The sequence below is a fragment of the Pseudophaeobacter arcticus DSM 23566 genome (assembly GCF_000473205.1).
Taxonomy (GTDB): Bacteria; Pseudomonadota; Alphaproteobacteria; order Rhodobacterales; family Rhodobacteraceae; genus Pseudophaeobacter; species Pseudophaeobacter arcticus.
Genome location: NZ_KI421507.1, coordinates 3,881,303 through 3,898,937, shown reverse-complemented (window position 1 = coordinate 3,898,937; position 17,635 = coordinate 3,881,303). Strand labels below are relative to the sequence as shown.

Sequence of the window (17,635 nt, the reverse complement as noted above, 5' to 3'; positions counted from 1 at the left end):
GCGCTGCGTCACATGTCCTTTCCAGCCTTGACCTCTCGTCCCCAGGCTTCATCTTGGCGCCAACGTCCAAGAGGGAGAGATCATCATGTACAAAGTTGTCGGAACGCCTATGTCGCGCAGCTTTCGGGTGCTATGGGCCCTGGAAGAACTGGGCCAGCCCTATGAGCTGACCCCAGCCCGGCCGCAAAGCCCGGAAATTTTGCAGGTGAATGCCTCGGGGAAGGTGCCTGCGCTGATAGAAGGGGATGAAGTGCTCACCGATTCGACCGCGATCATCACCTACCTTGCCGATAAACACGGTGGTCTCACAGCGCCGGCCGGCACCCTGGCCCGCGCGCAGCAAGATGCCATGACCCAGCGTTTTCTGGATGAGCTGGACGCGGTTTTGTGGACCTCCGCCCGCCACAGCTTTGCCCTGCCCAAGGATCAGCGTGTGCCGGATGTGAAACCCAGCCTGATGTGGGAATTCAGCCGCAACCTTGACCGGATCGCGCCGCTGATCAAAGGCCCCTTTGTCATGGGGGAAAACTTTACCCTGGCGGATATCGTTCTGACCCATTGCCTGAGCTGGGCCATTGGCGCCAAGTTCCCAGTCGAAAACCAAGCGATGCTGGACTACGGCAAGGCAATGCGTGGGCGGGCGGCTCATCAACGGGTTGCGGCCCTCACCAAGACATAGCCGCCCCGGCCTAGTTGTTACCGGGCCTGTTACCGGACCTGTCACTGGGTCGCGAGATAGCGCGCGGCGCCCTGGCCGGCCCAACGGCCAGTGGCAAAACAGCCCGTCAACAGATAGCCACCGGTTGGTGCTTCCCAATCCAGCATCTCCCCGGCACAAAATGTGCCGGGACGTTTGACCAGCATCAGATCCGGCGTCAGCTCTGACCATTTGAGACCACCCGCGGTCGAGATTGCCTCATCCATGGGACGCAGGCCCGCATGGTTCACCGGTAGCGCCTTGATCAAGGTTGCCAAGCTGGCCGGATCCTGCGGCAGCGGGCGGCCAAATTCCTGCAACAGGGCAGTGCGGGCCGCCCCCAGTTTCAAGCTGCGGCGCAGATGATTGGCCAGGCTGGCCTTGCCACGAGGCCGTGCCAGGCGCTTTGTTATCTCCACACCGGACAGGTCCGGCAGCAAATCCACGCGTAGATCCGCCCCATCGCGCACCGCAGCGCTGACGGTATAGATCCCGCCGCCCTCCAGTCCACGCGCCGAGATCACCGCCTCACCGCGCGACGCAATGCTGCCCGCCTGCCATTTCACGCCCTTCACTGGCTGGCCGTACTGCGCCTGCATGTGGGGTGACCAATCGACCAAAAGACCCGCATTTGCCGGTTTGAAGGGCTCCAGCGAAAGATCCTGCGCCGCCAGAATATCGCTCCAGCCCCCGTCCGAGCCCAGCCGGGACCAGCTGGCGCCGCCCAGCGCCAGTACCGTGCTGCGCGCCTTGATCAGCCGCGCCCCTTCGGGGGTGTCAAAACACAGATCTGCCCCCCGCCAACCGGTCCAGCGCCAGCGGGTCCGCTGGGTCACGCCCAACCCGTCCAGCTGGCCCAACCAGGCGCGCAACAGCGGCGAGGCTTTCATTTTCTCAGGGAAGACCCGGCCGGTGGAGCCTGTAAACAGCACCTGTCCCAACCCCCGCGCCCAGTCCTGAATGGCGCTGGAGTCGAAGGCCGAGATCATTGGCGCCATGGCCTCTGCTGCAGCGCCGAAATGCGGCAACAACTGCGCCAGGGGCTCATCCTTGGTCAGGTTCAGGCCAGATTTCCCTGCCATCAGGAATTTGCGCCCCAAAGAGGGCTTGGCCTCGACCAGCAGGACGCTATGGCCCTGGGCGGCAAGTTCACCAGCAGCCATCAGCCCCGCAGGCCCGCCACCAATCACCACCGCATCCCATACCCGTTCCTGATCCATCCCGGCCTCTTTCCCGCTTTTGGCCTCCTGACTTCAGGAGGGCTCTCTCCCAGCGCACCTAACGAAGGACCGTACAAAAGACGAGGCCTGTGCAGCGGACCTTTAGCTCTGGCACATCTCCAGGATACCGCTGGCGATCTCAATCTTGGCCGCCAGAGAATCCGCCAGCAGGGCCTGGGCCTGTGCCATCAGATCCTCTGGGTCCACCAACCGATCCACCAACCCCCAGGCGCAGGCCTCTGGCGCCTCGATTTTTTGTCCTGCTGCCAGAATCATCTTGGTCCGGGCCGGACCGATCAGCGCAGCCATACGCCCGACATCCGAAGGCTGGGGCAGATAGCCGAGCTTCATCACCGGGTAAAAGACCTTCGCCCCAGGCACCGCCAGACGGATATCGCAGGCCAGCGCCATGCCGTTGGCGCCCCCCGCCAATGTACCGTTCAGCGCCGCGATCTTGAGACAGGGGACCGCCGCCAGCGCCGCTGACAGCCGCTCCCAAACGGTGGAGGTCGCCAGTCCGGCGCGGGCCTCATCCAGGTCGGCACCGGCGCTAAAGACCTTGCCAGCTCCGGTGAGAATCAGCCCGCGCGCCGCCTGCGCCCGACCTGCGATATCGACGAGCTCTTCCAGCATCTCGGTGGTCAGTGAATTGGCCTTTTCCGGCCGGTTTATGGTGACCGTCCAGAGCCCCGCCTCGGATATGTCGAGATTGATCATAGCAGGCCCACCCGGCGACGGATCAGCTCGAGGCGCAGTGAAACCTCATCGCCGAGGAAGTCATCCGCATCCGAGCTGCACATCCACAACAGGGTCTTGGCGGGCCATTCCGCTGGCACGTGGTCTTTCCAGTCAATCTGGCTGACCGGGTTGATGCCGCTGGCTTTGATCTTGCGCTGCATTTCGGTGGCCACGGTTCCCGGCGACAGGCTGAGAACGCGAATGCCATTGCTGGCCTCTTCCAGATGCAGGGCCTTGGTCAGCATCAAAACACCCGCCTTCGAGGTGCAATAACCGCTCCAGCCTTCCAGCGCATTATAGGCCGCTCCGGAACCGATATTGATGATGGTGCCGCCGCCCCCCGACTTCATCAACGGCAGCGCCGCGTGGATGCCGTTAAAAACGCCCTTGATGTTGATATCCATCAATTGACCCCAGGCCGCCGGGTCTGCGTCTTCGATCCGGGCAATCGGGTCGATGACCCCGGCATTGTTGATCAAGACATCAAGGCTGCCAAAGTCCGCATGCGCCTTTTGCAGCGCTGCCGCGACCGCTGCGGGTTCAGAGACATCACAGGCAAAGGCCAGCGCATTTCCGCCGATCTCCTGCGCCAGGGCTGCCAGGCTGTCGGAGCTCCTTGCCAGCAAGGCCAGATTGGCCCCAGCCTGCGCAAAAACGCGCGCCGCATCCGCCCCAATGCCACGGCTGGCACCGGTGATGACCACTGTTTTGCCCTTGATATCCATCAGCTAAATCTCCAAATCCTCTAATGACAAATGTGGTAAACTGCTTAGGGGGAACGGTCCAGCCCTTGGCACCTTGACCCTCATCATGATGCGGTTGACCATATGGACCATTGTATTTGCTTATAAGCAGAAAGGTTATCCTATGACAGTTTCCCTCGCGCGCGGCACGGGCGCTGCTGCGGTTTTGATTTTCTCCGCCCAAGGCGCATTTGCTGATGTCAGCGCCCAGGATGTCTGGTCGGACTGGAAAGCCTATATGACCGGCACGGGCTACACCGTGACAGGCACCGAAAGCCAGTCCGGCAATGTGCTCACCGTCAGCGATATCTCGATGACAATGCCCCTGCCCGAGCAGGACGGCACGGGTGGCGTGACCATGCCGTCAATTCAATTTGTCGAAAATGGCGATGGTAGCGTCAATGTGGTGCTGCCCAAAGAATTCCCGATGACCATTTCTGGCAAAGGCGATGGCGAGACATTCTCGGCAGAGATCCTGTATTCCCATGACGGCAGCCCAATGGTGGTCTCGGGCGATACCTCGGCCATGACCTATGACTACGCCACCGGCCAGGCGACCCTGACCCTTGGCAAAGTCATCGGTGACGGCGAAGAAATGCCCGAAGATGCCTTGAAAGCCTCAGTGGTGATCAGCGATATGGTCGCCAAGACCACAATGCAGATTGAAGGTCAGCGTAGCTACACGCAGACCCAATCGATTGCAAAACTGGCCTATGACATCGCCTTCCAAGACCCGGATTCCGACGATGCGGGCACCATCTCAGGCAGCCTCAGCGACCTCACCGGCACGGCAACCAGCACCATTCCATCCGGTTTGGACAGCCCGGAGATGTCTGATCTGATCAAAGCGGGTCTGAGCATCAATGCCAAGCTCGCCTATACCGGCGGCAATAGCGCCATTGCTGTTACCGGCTCCGACAGCTTTGACATGCAAAGCACCTCTGCCGGCGGGCAGTTTGGTGTCACCATGAGCAAGGACGGCCTGTCCTATGACGTTGGCCAGAACGATATCTCGGTGAATGTCTCCGGCTCAGAAATCCCCTTCCCGCTGGCGCTCACCATGGCAGAAGCCGGCTTCAAACTGTTGATGCCAGTGAGCCAGTCTGATGAGGAACAGGATTTTGGTCTTGGCATCACCCTGCGCGATTTTGCGGTTCCTGACATGCTGTGGGGCATGGTTGATCCCACCGGCACCCTGCCACATGATCCGGCCACAATTGTGCTGGATCTGGCTGGCAAGGGCAAACTGCTGTTTGACATGTTTGACCCGGAATCGATGAAAGCCATGGAGCGTGGCGCTCAAAAGCCTGGTGAATTCAACGCCGTCAGCGTCAAGCAACTGCTGGTGACCGCCGCAGGGGCCAAGCTGACCGGAACCGGCGACTTCACCTTCAACAACGAAGACCTGGTGACCTTTGACGGTATGCCTGCCCCCGATGGCTCCGCCAATATCCAGCTGGAAGGCGCCAATGGCCTGATCGACAACCTGATTAAAATGGGATTGGTCAGCGACAGCGATGCCATGGGCGCGCGGATGATGATGGGCATGTTTGGCGTTCCCGGCGAAGGCGAAGACACCCTGACATCGGAAATCAAGGTCTCCGAAGACGGACAGATCCACGCCAATGGCCAGCGCATCAAATAAGCGCCTCTTCTGCGGAAAATAAACAATCAGGGCCGCCCCGCGCGGCCCTTTTTTGTGCCACACCCTTGCGGCAGCGCGCCGGTCTGGCTAGCTCTTGTAGCAATCCAACTTCAGTAGGTGCCCATGACCCAGTCTCCCCAAGCGCTTTGCCACGCCCTGATTGACGCCGCCAAACGAGCCGGTGCCGATGCCGTTGATGCCATGGCCACCGAAGGCCGCTCTCTCAGCATCGAGGTACGCGAAGGCACGCTCGAGCATGCCGAACGCTCAGAAGGCACCGATTTGGGGCTGCGGGTATTCATTGGTCAGCGGCAGGCGCAGGTTTCTTCCTCGGACAGCCGCCCCGAAACCCTAATCGCCATGGCGGAACGCGCCGTGGCCATGGCCCGCGAGGCCCCCGAAGATCCCTATAGCGGTCTGGCCAGCGCTGATCAGCTGGCCCAAAACTGGGATCTGGACGCGCTGGAGCTTTGTGACCCCAGCCCGGAACCCGCACCCGAGACTCTGCAACAGGACGCGCTGGCGGCCGAAGCGGCCTGCGCCGCCATTCAGGGTATCAGCCAGGTGCAGGCGGCAGGGGCCAGCTATGGCCACCACAGCATCTACCTGGCCACCTCCAATGGTTTTGCGGGTGGTTATCAGCGCACAGGCCGGTCGCTGTCCTGTACCGGGATTGCCGGGACCGGCGCCGGGATGGAGCGCGACTATGATGGGGATTCCCGCACCTTTCAAAACGACCTGCGCAGTGCGACAGATATTGGCCGCATCGCAGGCGAGCGCGCCGTGGCGCGGCTCAACGCACGCCGCCCGCAGACCGGCAGCTACCCGGTCTTGTTTGACGAGCGGATATCGTCATCGCTGATCGGTCACCTGCTCTCCGCCGCCAATGGCGCTGCCATCGCCCGTGGATCTTCCTGGTTGCAGGGCGCGGTGGGCGAACAGATCCTGCCCGAAACACTGTCGGTCATCGAGGACCCCCATCGCGCCCGGATTTCCGGGTCACGCCCCTTTGACGGCGAAGGCCTGCCCACCCAACGACGTGCCATCATTCAGGATGGTATCCTGACCAGCTGGACCCTGGATCTGGCCTCGGCCCGCAAACTGGGCCTGCAAAGCACCGGCAATGCGGCACGGGGTGTTGGCTCTGTGCCGTCGCCGTCAAACTGGAACATCGCGCTGACCCCCGGCCAGAACAGCCGCGACGAGCTGATCGCGGGCATGGGCACCGGTCTGCTGGTGACCTCGCTTATTGGCTCAACCATCAATCCCAATACCGGCGATTATTCGCGCGGGGCCTCGGGCTATTGGGTCGAAAACGGTGAGATCGCCTATCCGGTGAATGAATGCACCATCGCGGGCAATCTGCGGGACATGCTGAAAACTCTGACACCGGCAAATGACGCCCGCAGCTACCTGTCGCGGGTGGTGCCCTCGCTCATGGTCGAAGGAATGACCCTTGCCGGCAGCTGAAGACCTCACTCTCCTGATCTCGGCCGCCAGGGCCGCAGGCGATATCGCGCTCAAATACTCCGGGCCATCCGCCCAGCGCTGGGACAAACCCGACGGCCAGGGCCCGGTGACAGAGGCCGATCTGGCGGTAAATGCCATGCTTGAAACCATGCTGCCACAGGCGCGGCCGGACTACGGCTGGCTTTCTGAAGAAAGCGAGGACAGCGCCGCGCGGTTGAGCAAAGACCGGGTCTTCATCATTGATCCTATTGATGGCACCCGCAGCTTTGCCGAAGGCTCAGCCACCTGGGCGCATTCCCTGGCGGTGGCAGATCGTGGTGAGGTCACCGCAGCGGTGATCTACCTGCCGCAACGGGATTTGCTCTATACCGCTGCCAAAGGTGATGGCGCCTTTTGCAATGGGGCAGCGATCTCGGTAGCGGCGCCCGCAGCGCTGAGTGCTGCAAAGGTCCTCACCGCCAAGCCAAACCTTGATGCGCAGCACTGGCTGGGGGGGGCCGCACCAGCCTTTCACCGCAGCTACCGCCCGTCGCTGGCCTATCGGCTGGCCCGCGTTGCGGACGGGGGCTACAGCGCCATGCTGACACTGCGGCGCAGCTGGGAATGGGATATTGCCGCCGGCGATCTCATCCTGCGCGAAGCAGGCGGGCTAATCAGCGACCGGCTGAACAGGCCTTTGCTGTTCAACAATCCAACGCCTCTGTTGGATGGGGTTGTGGCGGCAGCCCCCGCAACGCATCTTGAGCTGTTGCAGGCTCTTGACCCAAAGGGTCCCGGCATTGCGGGGCAATGACCGGCAATGGCCTCCACACAGCGCATATGACTGGGCACCAATGACTGAGCCGCAAACACTCTCCGCATCTGCCCGGCCTGCGGGAGAAATCCTGTGGGTCCATGCCACCAGCATCGAGCGCTTTCTGGCACTCTGTGACATTGGCCAGCGGCTCAAGGCCATGCGCCCGGATCTGGTGGTCCTGGCCACCTGGGAGGCCGAAATGGGCGAGGTTCCAGCGTTTGAAGGCTGCAATTTTATGCTCGGTCCCCTGCCCGACGATCAAACCAGCGAGGCCAAGGCCTTCCTCAACCACTGGCAACCCGATCTGTGCCTCTGGGCCGGCGGACACCTGCGCCGGGGGCTGTTGCGGCAGATGCGAGAGCAGGGAGGCTCTGCGCTGCTGGTCGATATCCTGGACAGTGAGATGCCTGCCCGCAAGCTGCGCTGGCTGCCGGATCAGCGCCATCGCATCTTTAGTGGCTTTGACGCAGTCTTCACCCCCTCAAAATCCGTGCAGACCCAATTGCTACGCAGCGGACAGATGGTGCCTGAGCAGGTCCTTCTGACCAGCCGCCTGCGGCTTTCCACCGTGCCGCCGGGCTGTGACCACGGCGCGCTGAGCGCCCTGCAACAGGACCTTGGCAGCCGCCCCGTCTGGCTGGCAGCCCGCGCCCAGCTGGAAGAGCTGCCCGGGCTGCTTGAGGCGCACCGGAGCGCGCTCAGGCTGTTGCATCGGATGCTGCTGGTCATCGCCCTGGACGCGCCGGAATACCGCGTTCGCGCCCGCAGCCTGATACAGGCCAGCGGCCTGCAATGTGCCGATTGGGACGCCGGGGAAGAGCTCAACGATTACACCCAGATCCTGATTACTGACAGCACCCACCTGGGGCTGTGGTACCGGCTCGCCCCCGTAACCTTGCTGGCCTCAAGCCTGGTGCAGGATATGCCCGGGCAAAACCCGCTCGATACGCTGGCGCTGGGATCTGTTGTGCTGCACGGGCCGGGCATGGGACATCACAAGGCAATCTACGATCAGCTTGCGCCACTCAAAGCCACACAGCAGGTGAATACCACCCGCGAGCTGGCCAAGATGGTTATCCATCTCTCGGCACCGGACATGGCAGCCAAACGGGCCCTGGCCGGCTGGACGGCAGTGACCGAAGGGGCGGAAATGACCGATCACCTGATAGACAAAGTTCAGGACATCCTGGACCTGCGCGAGGACCAAGATGCGACCTCCTGAATTCTGGAACAAACCCCCGCAGGCTTTTGACCTGAAACGGATGCTCTTGGCGCCACTGGGTTGGATCTATGCCGCAGCCACCGCCAGACGGCTGCGCACCACCTCAGGGTTTCAGGCCGACGTGCCGGTGATCTGTGTTGGCAATCTCAATGCCGGAGGCACCGGCAAAACGCCAACTGTGATCTGGCTGCTGGAGACCCTGCGGGGCATGGGCCATGATCCGCATGTGATCACACGCGGCTATGGCGGCACGCTCCAGGGGCCAGTGGCCGTGGATCCGGGCAAACACCGCGCCGAGGATTGCGGCGACGAGCCGCTGTTGCTGGCGGCCTTTGGCGAGGTCTGGGTGGCCCGCGACCGCGCCGCCGGAGCAAAGGCCGCCGCAGCAGCGGGCGCAACGGTCATTGTGCTGGATGACGGGTTTCAAAACCCCGGCGTGATCAAGGATCTGTCGATAGTGGTGGTGGATGCCGCCCGTGGATTTGGCAATGGCAGCTGCCTGCCGGCCGGCCCTCTGCGCGAGCCGGTGGCAACCGGGCTGGGCCGGGCGAATCTGCTGCTTTCCATTGGCGATAACGTTGCACAGGACCGCTTTGCCACTCAGTGGGGGGCCAGCCTGCAGGGCCTGCCGCATGTTCAGGCCACACTGGAGCCGCTGCAGACCGGGATGCCCTGGAAAGACACCCCGGTTCTGGCCTTTGCCGGCATTGGCCATCCACAAAAGTTCTTTGACACGCTGCGTGGCCTTGGTGCCCGGATTCTCCACGCCGAGGCACTGGACGATCATCAGCCCCTCTCTACCGCGCTGATGACCCGGCTGGAGGCCGACGCCAAGACGCGCGGCGCGCAGCTGGTCACCACTGAAAAAGACGCCGTGCGCCTGCCCACAAGCTTCCGTCACAAGGTGATCACCCTACCGGTGCGTTTGAAGATCCCCGAGGGTCAGGCACTGATCAAACAGCTCCAAAGGGCCGCCCCAGCGCCTTAGCGGGCCACAGTTCTGGTTCTGAGCTGTCCCTTTGATCCGGAACAAAAAAGACCCGGAGTTTCCCCCGGGCCCTGGTCTCTTCACTCTGGCTGGGGCACTTAGCCCTCTAGCTCGGCGTCGATCAGCGCTTTGAATTGCTCATAGGACTGATTGGAAATCTTGGTGCCGTTCAGAACAAAGGAGGGGGTCGCTTCCACCTCATCCTTTTCTGCATTCTCCTGATACCAGGAGACCAGGGTCTGGGCCTTGGTGTTATCCTGCAGGCAGGCCTCAACCGTGTCTTTATCCAGCCCCGCAATACCGCCGATTTTACGCAGCGCCTCGGTAATCTCAGGGGCCCCACCCGCGCGGACCCAGTCAGACTGGCCTTTGTAGATCAGATTGCTGATTCCAAAGAATTTTTCCGGTCCTCCGCAGCGCGCAATCATCGAAGCCCAAAGGCCGTAGCGATCAAAATAGACTTCGCGGTAGATCAGTTTTACCTTGCCGGTGTCGATATAGTCTTCTTTCAGCTTCGGAAGGACGCCGGTGTGAAAATTGGCGCAATGCGGGCAGGTGTAGGACGCATATTCGATCAGGGTGACGGGCGCATCTTCGGCGCCGAGGACCATTTCGGTGATGGTCGAGGTGTCAACCTCGGCCTCCTGCGCAGAGGCGGCGCCCACCAGCGGCAGTTCAGGCAGGCGGGTTTGACTGTTGTAGCCAGTGACCGCATAGGCCCCGGCAGCAAGTGCCACCGCAGCAAAAACACCAGACATAAAACGGCTCATTCGTACCTCTTTCGTTCAGTTTTCTTCTTTGTCAGCACATTGCGCCCCAACCGCTCCAGCGCGGCGCGCAGATCTTCGTTTTCCACCCCTTTGGCAGCCTGGGCTGCCGCGACCTGATCCTGGGGATCAACCGGCGCCAGCTTTTGCACCTTGGGGGCATGTTGGAATTCTACCTGGCCATCGGAAAACCCGGTGGGGGCTGTCTGGGTGATCCAAACCTTGGAGATGGCATTGTACCCATAGACCGCGTTCACCTTTTCCCGCAGCCGTTCCTTTTGCATCTCCAGCATTGGTGCATTGGCCCCATTGGTCAGCACCGTCAGGGTGGCGCCAAAGGAACTGCGCCCATAGCCAACCTTGACCGGGCGGGCAATCGCCGCAATATCGGCGCCGACGATCTCCTCCCAATGGGTGAGCAGACGCGACACCGCAAAGCCGCGGCTTTCGCCTGCCTTGCGGATCTGATCCGACAGGAGCCGGGAGGTGCGGGAGAACCCGCGTGTGGTACTGCGTCTGAATGCCATAATCTGGTTTTGCGTGACTGGTCCCCCTATTGTAAAGGGTCGTTGTAACGTGGTCAGCAAAACAACGACACCAAGGGGTAAAGAATGCGTGATTTGGACAAAACCCCGGAAGTGGTGGACAGCTCTGCCCTGAACCAGCAGTTGCTGACCTGGTACGACCACAACGCCCGCGCCATGCCCTGGCGGGTCTCGCCGGCGGATCGCGCCCGTGGCCAGCGCCCCGACCCCTATCGGGTCTGGCTCTCCGAAGTGATGTTGCAGCAGACCACGGTTGCCGCCGTCACGGACTATTTTCAACGCTTTACCCGACGCTGGCCCTCGGTGCAGGATCTCGCCGCTGCTGAGGATGCTCAGGTGATGGCCGAATGGGCCGGCCTTGGCTATTATGCCCGCGCCCGCAACCTGCTGAAATGCGCCCGCGTGGTGGCGCAGGATCTGGATGGCTGCTTTCCGGACACCTATGAGGCGCTGCTGAAACTGCCCGGCGTTGGCCCCTATACCGCCGCCGCCATTGCCTCCATCGCCTTTGACCGCGCCGAAACGGTGCTGGACGGCAATGTAGAGCGGGTGATGGCGCGGCTGCATGACATCCACGCGCCGCTGCCCGCGGTGAAACCTGTACTGAAAGATCACGCCGGGATTCTGACGCCACCCCTGCGCCCCGGCGATTATGCCCAGGCGGTCATGGATCTGGGCGCGACGATCTGCACCCCCAAAAATCCCGCCTGCGGCATCTGCCCCTGGCGCAGCCCCTGTCTGGCCCGCAAGGCCGGAACCGCCCCCGAGCTGCCAAAGAAGACTCCGAAACAGCCCAAACCAACGCGGCTGGGTCTGGCCTATCTTGCCCGCAGCGCCGATGGCGCCTGGCTGTTGGAGCGGCGCCCCGACAAGGGGCTATTGGGGGGCATGCTGGGCTGGCCCGGATCGGAGTGGAACGCAGCCCCGGCGCCGCGCCCGCCCTTTGAAACCAACTGGCAGGATCTGGGCGGCGAGGTCCGCCATACCTTCACCCATTTCCATCTGATCCTGCAGGTCAAGCTGGCAGAGCTGCCTGCCGGGCATAATCTCGCGCCGGGGCAGGAGCTGCTGTCGCGGTACGACTTTCGCCCCCAAGACCTGCCAACAGTGATGCGCAAGGTCTTTGATTTGTGGGCCGGATCGAATTTCAACCCCGGCAAAAACCAGTAACTCAGGGGTTGAGCGCGGCGCGTTGCCGCCTTTGCTCACCACGTCCCCTTCCCCTTGGGTTTCCAATAAAACAGGCCTAGTCTTGCCCATATCTCACGGCTTGACCCAGGCCACAAATATTGGAGACTGATTGATGATCGCCGCTGATATTCTCCCGCGCTGGCAATCCGCCCTACCATTCTGGCTCTCCTTTCTCTTGCTGCCGCTGATCTGGGCCGCCGCCCTGTTTGGCGGCTGGATCATTTTGCTGCCACCGCTGGTGACCTGGTATCTGTTTGCGGTGCTGGATGGCATTCTGGGGCTCAACTTTGAAAATGCCGACCCGGCAACACCGGATGAAGATCTCGTCTGGTATCGTGGGTTGACCACCGCCTGGGTGCCGCTTCAGGTGCTCACCCTGTTTGGCCTGATCTGGTATGTCAGCGATGCGAACCATCTGTCTGGGCTGGAAAAATTCGGCGTCTTTTTTGGCACTGGTGTGATCACCGGAACCATCGGCATCAACTACAGCCACGAGCTGATGCATCAACGCAACCGGCTGGAGCGCGGCCTGGCCGATCTCTTGCTGGCCATGGTGCTTTATTCGCATTTCCGCTCAGAGCATCTGCTGGTGCATCACCGCTATGTCGGCACCCCGCGCGATCCGGTCACCGCGCGCTACAACGAGGGCTTTCACCGGTTTTATCCGCGCGTGTTGCGACAATGCTGGCAATCTGCTTTCCGCGCCGAACGCGAGAAGCTCGCCAAAAAGAACCTGCCCTGGACCCATGCCAAGAACCCGTTCTTCCGCTACTGGGGATTGCAGATCATCATGCTGATTCTGGCGCTGCTGCTTGGAGGTGTGACTGGTCTGGTGCTGTTCCTGGTGCAGGCCGGCGTTGCCATCTGGCAGCTGGAACTGGTGAACTATGTGGAGCACTACGGGCTAACCCGAAAACACCTTGGTGAGGGCAAATATGAACATGTCCGACCGCATCACTCCTGGAATGCCGCCCATAAGGCCTCAAACTGGCTGCTGATCAATCTGCAACGCCATTCGGATCATCACTACCGCCCGGATCGGCGGTTTCCGCTGTTGCAGAACTATACCCCCGCAGATGCGCCACAGCTGCCCTATGGCTATCCGGTGATGACGGTGGCGGCGATGATCCCACCACTGTGGCGGCGGGTAATGAACCCAAGGGTACGGCGCTGGCGCCAGATGTATTACCCCGAGATCACCGACTGGAGCAGCTACAACAAGGCAAAAACACCGATGCCCCGCTCCTAAACCACCCCGGTGCGCTCTTCGGAAAAGTAAAAGAACACTGACCGGCCCAAGGGTCAGTGTTCTTTAGAAGACCCTTGGCAGGGGTCTTAAGGAGGCGCAGACAGGAAGTTGAACGTGGACGAACGCCCCCTGACTGCACTGCAACGAGGGCATCCTGTCAGCGCAACCCTTCCAAAAACTTAACAAGTGCATCACACCCCGGAGGCGTACCTTTATAGTTTTGAAATTAGGCGATAAAATGCAATGCCTTTCTGGTCGCGAGGTCGGATCAGATTTGAAAAATCTTTAATTGCAGCAGGAATCATCCCTCTACCCGCTAGAATCACCGCTGCGCCCAGACCTTCATCGTCTCATCCAAACCGCGCACCTCCTGGTCTGGGTGGCATTCAAAGCCATGGGTCAAATCAAAGTTAGGCTGTTCCAGCTGAGCCTGCAGGCGCAACGCGTCGCTCATCGCAATTGGCGTCTTCAACCGCCGGGTCATCTCTTCCAACCGGGCGGCGACATTCACCGCTGTGCCGATCACCGCATATTCCAAGCGGTTGGCACCAATATCCCCCAGCAGAGTTTCACCAAAATGGATGCCAATCCCGGCCTGAATTTCCGGCTCACCCATACGACGGCGTTCCCGGTTCCAGATCGCCAGGGATTCTTGCATTGCCAGCGCGCATTCCAGGGCATTGCTGGCGTCACGCTCTCCGGCGGACGGGGTGCCAAAGGTCGCCATCAACCCATCCCCCAGATATTTATCGAGCGTCCCGTTGTGACGAAAAACCTCCCGCTCCATCCGGCCATGAAACCCGCGCAGCAGAGCGATGACCTGATGTGGATCCCGCCCGGAGGCAAGCCGGGTAAAGCCGATGATATCAATAAACAGAACCGCAACATTCTGGATCTTAACCTGCTTCAACGGTTCATCGTTCTGCGACAGCTGCTCCACCACATTAGGCGAAAAGTAACGCGACAGGTTGGCGCGTTCACGCTCAAGCCCGGCGTTATTCAACAACAAGGTGTTGGTGCGGCGCGCTGATACCCCCAGTGTGATTGCAACGATGAGGAAGACAATGACTTCCTGTATCCGCAACTGCAGCACATAGCTGTTAGGATCCAGAAATTTCAACAGGTTGGAGTCGGCGCCAAAGGCCTCAACTGCCGCTTCGGTAAGCCCCGGAGTCGGCGTGGTAAACCACCACGACAGGGCCGTCGCCCCCAGCCACATCACAAAGGTCCAGACCCCAATGGCAATCACCGTGCGCCAGGAATAGGCCATCGTACCAACGGCCAGGATCACAAAGAAATAGAGAAAATTATCAAACCTATACTGCATGGCAAGCGGCATGGCATCGACACTCAACGGGTTCGGCCCGACCATGCCAAGGGTCATCAAAAACAAATCCATAAAGATCAGAAACAGCTCCAGGCGCGATCGCCCGACACGGCCGACACGCTGGATGAACCAGCCATTCAGGCATAGTAGCGCCATGATGCCGATGTGATAGGTGACTTCGAAATGTGGGTGCACCGAGACGACAAAGATCGCAAAGATCGTCATCGCGATCCAGCGCGCTTTCACCGCCAGCTCCAGGCCTTCGCGCTTGTGATTTTCCAGCGCTGTCAGGACATATTGCATTTCTGGAGCGTCTTCGGCCTCTGCCCCCCGGGGCAAGTCAATCAATCTGGACTTGGGCGGAGTCAAAGCGGTGTCAGTCATCAGGCAATCCCTATTGCTGCGCCCTAGATAGGCAGTCCTTCTGCAGCATACATCCCCCAACAGACCCGCAACACGAAAAAACCCCGCCTATAAGGCGGGGCAAGGTGCGATCCCCGTGTTTCTTGCTGCGCAACATTGGCTGGCGCAGGCACGGGGACCGTTGGTTAACTTGGATAATGTTGAAAACAGCGGTGGGGCTAGTTCTGCATTTCAGCCCGGATTTGCTGGCGCAACACGTCAATGGGCACAGTCTGGCCATCGCGCTTAAAGCACCAGTAGGTCCAGCCATTGCAGGAGGGCGCATTTTCCAAATGTGCCCCGACCTGATGGATCGAACCTTTGACATTGTCACCAATCAGCGTGCCATCGGCACGCACCTTGGCCTTGTGCCTTTGGTTCATCGAATACAGCTCATCACCGGGGCGAAGCATGCCGCGCTCCACCAGCTGACCAAAGGGCACCCGGGGTTCAGCGCGTTTGCTGGTCGAGACCTGCAGCGCGTCACGGTCGAATTTGCGGACCGATTTGATCCGCTCTTCGGCCACTTTGCGATAGCTCTCTTCCTGCTCGATGCCGATAAATTCACGCCCCAGCATCTTGGCCACGGCGCCGGTGGTGCCAGTGCCAAAGAAGGGATCCAGAACCACGTCACCAGGGTTGGTTGAACCCACCAGGATACGGTGCAGTAGGGATTCCGGTTTCTGCGTCGGGTGCGCCTTGTCACCGTTCTCGTTCTTTAGCCGTTCATGGCCGGTGCAGATCGGCAGCACCCAATCCGAGCGCATCTGAATACCCTCGTTCAGCGCCTTCAGAGCCTCGTAATTGAAGGTATATTTGCCACCTTCGGATTTTGACGCCCAGATCATCGTCTCATGGGCGTTGGTGTAGCGCTTGCCGCGGAAATTCGGCATCGGGTTGGATTTACGCCAGACCACATCGTTTAGGATCCAGAAGCCTTCGTCTTGCAGGGCTGTGCCGACACGGAAAATATTGTGGTAAGAGCCAATCACCCAGATCGCGCCGTTTGGCTTCAGGATCCGGCGGGCCTGGTGCAGCCAGCGGCTGGTGAAATCATCATAAGCCGCAAAACTGGAGAACTGATCCCAATGATCATCAACCGCATCGACCTTGCTGTTGTCAGGGCGGTGCAGCTGGTTCTTCAATTGCAGGTTATAGGGGGGATCCGCAAAGATCAGATCGATAGAGTTGTCCGGCAACCCGGCCATCACGTCGATACAATCGCCGTCAAGAATCGTGTTCAAAGGGAGCGCCGCGGCGCCCTTCGTCATTGTTTTCGTCATTTGCTCTGCCTCAAAACCACTCGGCGCATTTTTGCGCTCATTTTGGTTATCCACAGGATGAGTCATCCGGGATTCGAGGTCAATTTGTTTTTTAGATCAGCTTACTACGGTTCACTCTTGATACAATATCTTGTGTACCGGCTTAAAGGACCGGCGATGATGTGGTGTCACCCCCAATTCGACCAAGGCCTCTCTGTGTTGCTTTGAGGGATATCCGGCGTTGCGCTCCCATCCATACCCTGGAAACTGTTGCGCCAAATCCACCATCAGCCTGTCGCGTGCCTCTTTTGCCACGATCGAGGCCGCGGCAATCGAGACTGATTTGCCGTCTCCCTTGACCACTGCTTCCGACTCGATTGTCAGGTCGCGGGGGATCAGATTTCCGTCAATCAGCAGATAATCCGGGGGCGGATCCAATGCCGCCACAGCGCGTTCCATCGCCAGATGCGAAGCCCGAAGTATATTAATGGAATCAATCTCTTCAACGCTGGCCTCAGCGACCGAAACCTCAGCGCTAGCCCAGATCTCCGTGGCCAGTGCGGCGCGTTTTTTGGCGCTCAGCTTTTTGGAGTCATTCAACCCTTCGGGCAGCTGCGCCATATCCAGGACCACGGCCGCCGCCGTGACGGGTCCGGCAAGCGGCCCCCGGCCCACCTCATCGACTCCGGCAATTCGTAAATAGCCCCTGTCATGGGCGGCGATCTCTAGGCTGTTGTCTGGCTGTTCCATACCCCTGTCAGACCCAAAATCATCCCCCATTGCAATGGTTCTGGCGCAATTCCGTCGCTGCAACAGACAAAAAGAAGGGGGCCAGGGCCCCCTCAAGTCTGCTCGACATGTTGCGCTTGGATCACTTTTCAGCGCGACCCTTAGCGGTTGACCAGACGATAGCCATGTTTGTTCAGGCACCGTGGCTTGTAAGCGGTGCGGTTTTTCCGACCATTCCAGAAGGTTACTTTGCAGCTCTGTGGCAGCGAACGGACATAATCATAGTTGCGGTTCAGGCAACCACGCGCCACCAGGGATCTGCCGTTTCTAAAGTTGGGGAAATACTTCACGCATTGCGCCGGCAGATCATAGCGGCCAACGCGCGGCGGCAGTGGGCGGGGCTGTGGATGCCCGGGGCGAGGCCGATGCGGCCGGGTAACTGTCTCGCGACGGTCCCGGGTGTTGTGATCATGAATCGCCGCGCCAAGGATGCCCAGAACCGCCAGTCCTGCGACCACCTTGCCAAAGTCATCCCCGGCCCGCGCTGGCCCGGAGGAGGCCCCGGTGATGGCCATTGCGGCGGCCAGAATGATGGCGATGAATTTGCGATGCTGTTTGGGCTGGGTGCTCTGGGTCATCGTATC

At 60.4% G+C, this 17,635-nt stretch carries 17 protein-coding genes; 8 read left to right on the top strand and 9 right to left on the bottom strand.

Annotated features, from left to right (window positions below):
- Window positions 1-85: 85 nt before the first annotated feature.
- Window positions 86-679 (top strand): glutathione S-transferase family protein, encoded by a 594-nt coding sequence (locus tag ARCT_RS0123350; RefSeq protein WP_027242256.1) that lies wholly within the window; start codon window positions 86-88, stop codon window positions 677-679.
- 41 nt (window positions 680-720) lie between these two features.
- On the opposite strand, the gene ARCT_RS0123345 is transcribed toward ARCT_RS0123350, so the two are convergent.
- The 3 genes from ARCT_RS0123345 to ARCT_RS0123335 form a co-directional block, all read right to left on the bottom strand.
- Window positions 721-1,917: a TIGR03862 family flavoprotein gene (locus ARCT_RS0123345; RefSeq protein WP_027242255.1), complete on the bottom strand. Its 1,197-nt coding sequence runs from the start codon at window positions 1,915-1,917 to the stop codon at window positions 721-723.
- Between the two features lie 102 nt (window positions 1,918-2,019).
- Window positions 2,020-2,634, bottom strand: a complete 615-nt coding sequence (locus ARCT_RS0123340; protein ID WP_027242254.1) for an enoyl-CoA hydratase/isomerase family protein — start codon at window positions 2,632-2,634, stop codon at window positions 2,020-2,022.
- Window positions 2,631-3,380 carry an SDR family oxidoreductase gene (locus ARCT_RS0123335; RefSeq protein ID WP_027242253.1) on the bottom strand — a complete coding sequence of 250 codons (750 nt, stop codon included), beginning with the start codon at window positions 3,378-3,380 and terminating at the stop codon, window positions 2,631-2,633. Before ARCT_RS0123335 ends, ARCT_RS0123340 begins: the two co-directional genes overlap by 4 nt.
- Window positions 3,381-3,522: 142 nt before the next feature.
- Here ARCT_RS0123335 and ARCT_RS0123330 point away from each other — a divergent pair, with 142 nt between their 5' ends.
- The 5 genes from ARCT_RS0123330 to lpxK all read left to right on the top strand — a co-directional run bounded on the left by ARCT_RS0123330 (window position 3,523) and on the right by lpxK (window position 9,519).
- The gene (locus ARCT_RS0123330; protein ID WP_027242252.1) at window positions 3,523-5,043 is read left to right on the top strand and encodes a DUF2125 domain-containing protein; all 1,521 of its coding nucleotides are present in this window, start codon (window positions 3,523-3,525) and stop codon (window positions 5,041-5,043) included.
- A gap of 123 nt (window positions 5,044-5,166) precedes the next feature.
- Window positions 5,167-6,513, top strand: coding sequence for a TldD/PmbA family protein (locus tag ARCT_RS0123325; RefSeq protein WP_027242251.1), 1,347 nt, complete (start codon window positions 5,167-5,169; stop codon window positions 6,511-6,513).
- Window positions 6,500-7,306: a 3'(2'),5'-bisphosphate nucleotidase CysQ gene (locus ARCT_RS0123320; RefSeq protein ID WP_027242250.1), complete on the top strand. Its 807-nt coding sequence runs from the start codon at window positions 6,500-6,502 to the stop codon at window positions 7,304-7,306. Before ARCT_RS0123325 ends, ARCT_RS0123320 begins: the two co-directional genes overlap by 14 nt.
- A 40-nt stretch (window positions 7,307-7,346) precedes the next feature.
- Window positions 7,347-8,531, top strand: a complete 1,185-nt coding sequence (locus ARCT_RS0123315) for a 3-deoxy-D-manno-octulosonic acid transferase (RefSeq protein WP_027242249.1) — start codon at window positions 7,347-7,349, stop codon at window positions 8,529-8,531.
- On the top strand, window positions 8,518-9,519 hold the full coding sequence (gene lpxK / locus ARCT_RS0123310; protein WP_027242248.1) for a tetraacyldisaccharide 4'-kinase: 1,002 nt from the start codon (window positions 8,518-8,520) through the stop codon (window positions 9,517-9,519). The genes ARCT_RS0123315 and lpxK overlap by 14 nt, the downstream gene beginning before the upstream one ends.
- A 98-nt stretch (window positions 9,520-9,617) precedes the next feature.
- On the opposite strand, the gene ARCT_RS0123305 is transcribed toward lpxK, so the two are convergent.
- Together ARCT_RS0123305 and ARCT_RS0123300 are read right to left on the bottom strand one after the other, a co-directional pair.
- The gene (locus ARCT_RS0123305) at window positions 9,618-10,289 is read right to left on the bottom strand and encodes a DsbA family protein (RefSeq protein WP_027242247.1); all 672 of its coding nucleotides are present in this window, start codon (window positions 10,287-10,289) and stop codon (window positions 9,618-9,620) included.
- Window positions 10,286-10,813, bottom strand: a complete 528-nt coding sequence (locus ARCT_RS0123300; RefSeq protein WP_027242246.1) for a DUF721 domain-containing protein — start codon at window positions 10,811-10,813, stop codon at window positions 10,286-10,288. Before ARCT_RS0123300 ends, ARCT_RS0123305 begins: the two co-directional genes overlap by 4 nt.
- Before the next feature lie 84 nt (window positions 10,814-10,897).
- Between ARCT_RS0123300 and mutY the strand changes: the two genes are divergently transcribed.
- On the top strand, window positions 10,898-12,001 hold the full coding sequence (gene mutY, locus ARCT_RS0123295) for an A/G-specific adenine glycosylase (protein ID WP_027242245.1): 1,104 nt from the start codon (window positions 10,898-10,900) through the stop codon (window positions 11,999-12,001).
- A 133-nt stretch (window positions 12,002-12,134) separates the two neighbouring features.
- Window positions 12,135-13,271 (top strand): alkane 1-monooxygenase, encoded by a 1,137-nt coding sequence (locus ARCT_RS0123290; RefSeq protein ID WP_027242244.1) that lies wholly within the window; start codon window positions 12,135-12,137, stop codon window positions 13,269-13,271.
- A gap of 322 nt (window positions 13,272-13,593) precedes the next feature.
- On the opposite strand, the gene ARCT_RS0123285 is transcribed toward ARCT_RS0123290, so the two are convergent.
- From ARCT_RS0123285 to ARCT_RS0123270, 4 genes are all read right to left on the bottom strand, one after another.
- Entirely contained in the window at window positions 13,594-14,982 is a 1,389-nt protein-coding gene (locus ARCT_RS0123285; protein ID WP_027242243.1) for an adenylate/guanylate cyclase domain-containing protein, read from the bottom strand.
- Between the two features lie 197 nt (window positions 14,983-15,179).
- Window positions 15,180-16,283 (bottom strand): site-specific DNA-methyltransferase, encoded by a 1,104-nt coding sequence (locus ARCT_RS0123280; RefSeq protein WP_027242242.1) that lies wholly within the window; start codon window positions 16,281-16,283, stop codon window positions 15,180-15,182.
- Between the two features lie 111 nt (window positions 16,284-16,394).
- Window positions 16,395-17,012, bottom strand: a complete 618-nt coding sequence (locus ARCT_RS0123275; RefSeq protein ID WP_027242241.1) for a ribonuclease HII — start codon at window positions 17,010-17,012, stop codon at window positions 16,395-16,397.
- A 140-nt stretch (window positions 17,013-17,152) separates the two neighbouring features.
- Window positions 17,153-17,629 carry a hypothetical protein gene (locus ARCT_RS0123270; RefSeq protein WP_027242240.1) on the bottom strand — a complete coding sequence of 159 codons (477 nt, stop codon included), beginning with the start codon at window positions 17,627-17,629 and terminating at the stop codon, window positions 17,153-17,155.
- Window positions 17,630-17,635 lie beyond the last annotated feature (6 nt).

What these genes read in the sequence shown, in the direction of transcription:
- ARCT_RS0123315 (WP_027242249.1), top strand. Translation starts at nt 7,347, where the DNA reads ATGACTGAGCCGCAAACACTCTCCGCATCTGCCCGGCCTGCGGGAGAA.
- ARCT_RS0123290 (WP_027242244.1), top strand. Translation starts at nt 12,135, where the DNA reads ATGATCGCCGCTGATATTCTCCCGCGCTGGCAATCCGCCCTACCATTC.
- ARCT_RS0123285 (WP_027242243.1), bottom strand. Translation starts at nt 14,982, where the DNA reads ATGACTGACACCGCTTTGACTCCGCCCAAGTCCAGATTGATTGACTTG.
- ARCT_RS0123350 (WP_027242256.1), top strand. Translation starts at nt 86, where the DNA reads ATGTACAAAGTTGTCGGAACGCCTATGTCGCGCAGCTTTCGGGTGCTA.
- ARCT_RS0123305 (WP_027242247.1), bottom strand. Translation starts at nt 10,289, where the DNA reads ATGAGCCGTTTTATGTCTGGTGTTTTTGCTGCGGTGGCACTTGCTGCC.
- ARCT_RS0123325 (WP_027242251.1), top strand. Translation starts at nt 5,167, where the DNA reads ATGACCCAGTCTCCCCAAGCGCTTTGCCACGCCCTGATTGACGCCGCC.
- ARCT_RS0123275 (WP_027242241.1), bottom strand. Translation starts at nt 17,012, where the DNA reads ATGGAACAGCCAGACAACAGCCTAGAGATCGCCGCCCATGACAGGGGC.
- ARCT_RS0123300 (WP_027242246.1), bottom strand. Translation starts at nt 10,813, where the DNA reads ATGGCATTCAGACGCAGTACCACACGCGGGTTCTCCCGCACCTCCCGG.
- ARCT_RS0123330 (WP_027242252.1), top strand. Translation starts at nt 3,523, where the DNA reads ATGACAGTTTCCCTCGCGCGCGGCACGGGCGCTGCTGCGGTTTTGATT.
- ARCT_RS0123335 (WP_027242253.1), bottom strand. Translation starts at nt 3,380, where the DNA reads ATGGATATCAAGGGCAAAACAGTGGTCATCACCGGTGCCAGCCGTGGC.
- ARCT_RS0123280 (WP_027242242.1), bottom strand. Translation starts at nt 16,283, where the DNA reads ATGACGAAAACAATGACGAAGGGCGCCGCGGCGCTCCCTTTGAACACG.
- ARCT_RS0123345 (WP_027242255.1), bottom strand. Translation starts at nt 1,917, where the DNA reads ATGGATCAGGAACGGGTATGGGATGCGGTGGTGATTGGTGGCGGGCCT.
- ARCT_RS0123340 (WP_027242254.1), bottom strand. Translation starts at nt 2,634, where the DNA reads ATGATCAATCTCGACATATCCGAGGCGGGGCTCTGGACGGTCACCATA.
- lpxK (WP_027242248.1), top strand. Translation starts at nt 8,518, where the DNA reads ATGCGACCTCCTGAATTCTGGAACAAACCCCCGCAGGCTTTTGACCTG.
- ARCT_RS0123270 (WP_027242240.1), bottom strand. Translation starts at nt 17,629, where the DNA reads ATGACCCAGAGCACCCAGCCCAAACAGCATCGCAAATTCATCGCCATC.
- mutY (WP_027242245.1), top strand. Translation starts at nt 10,898, where the DNA reads ATGCGTGATTTGGACAAAACCCCGGAAGTGGTGGACAGCTCTGCCCTG.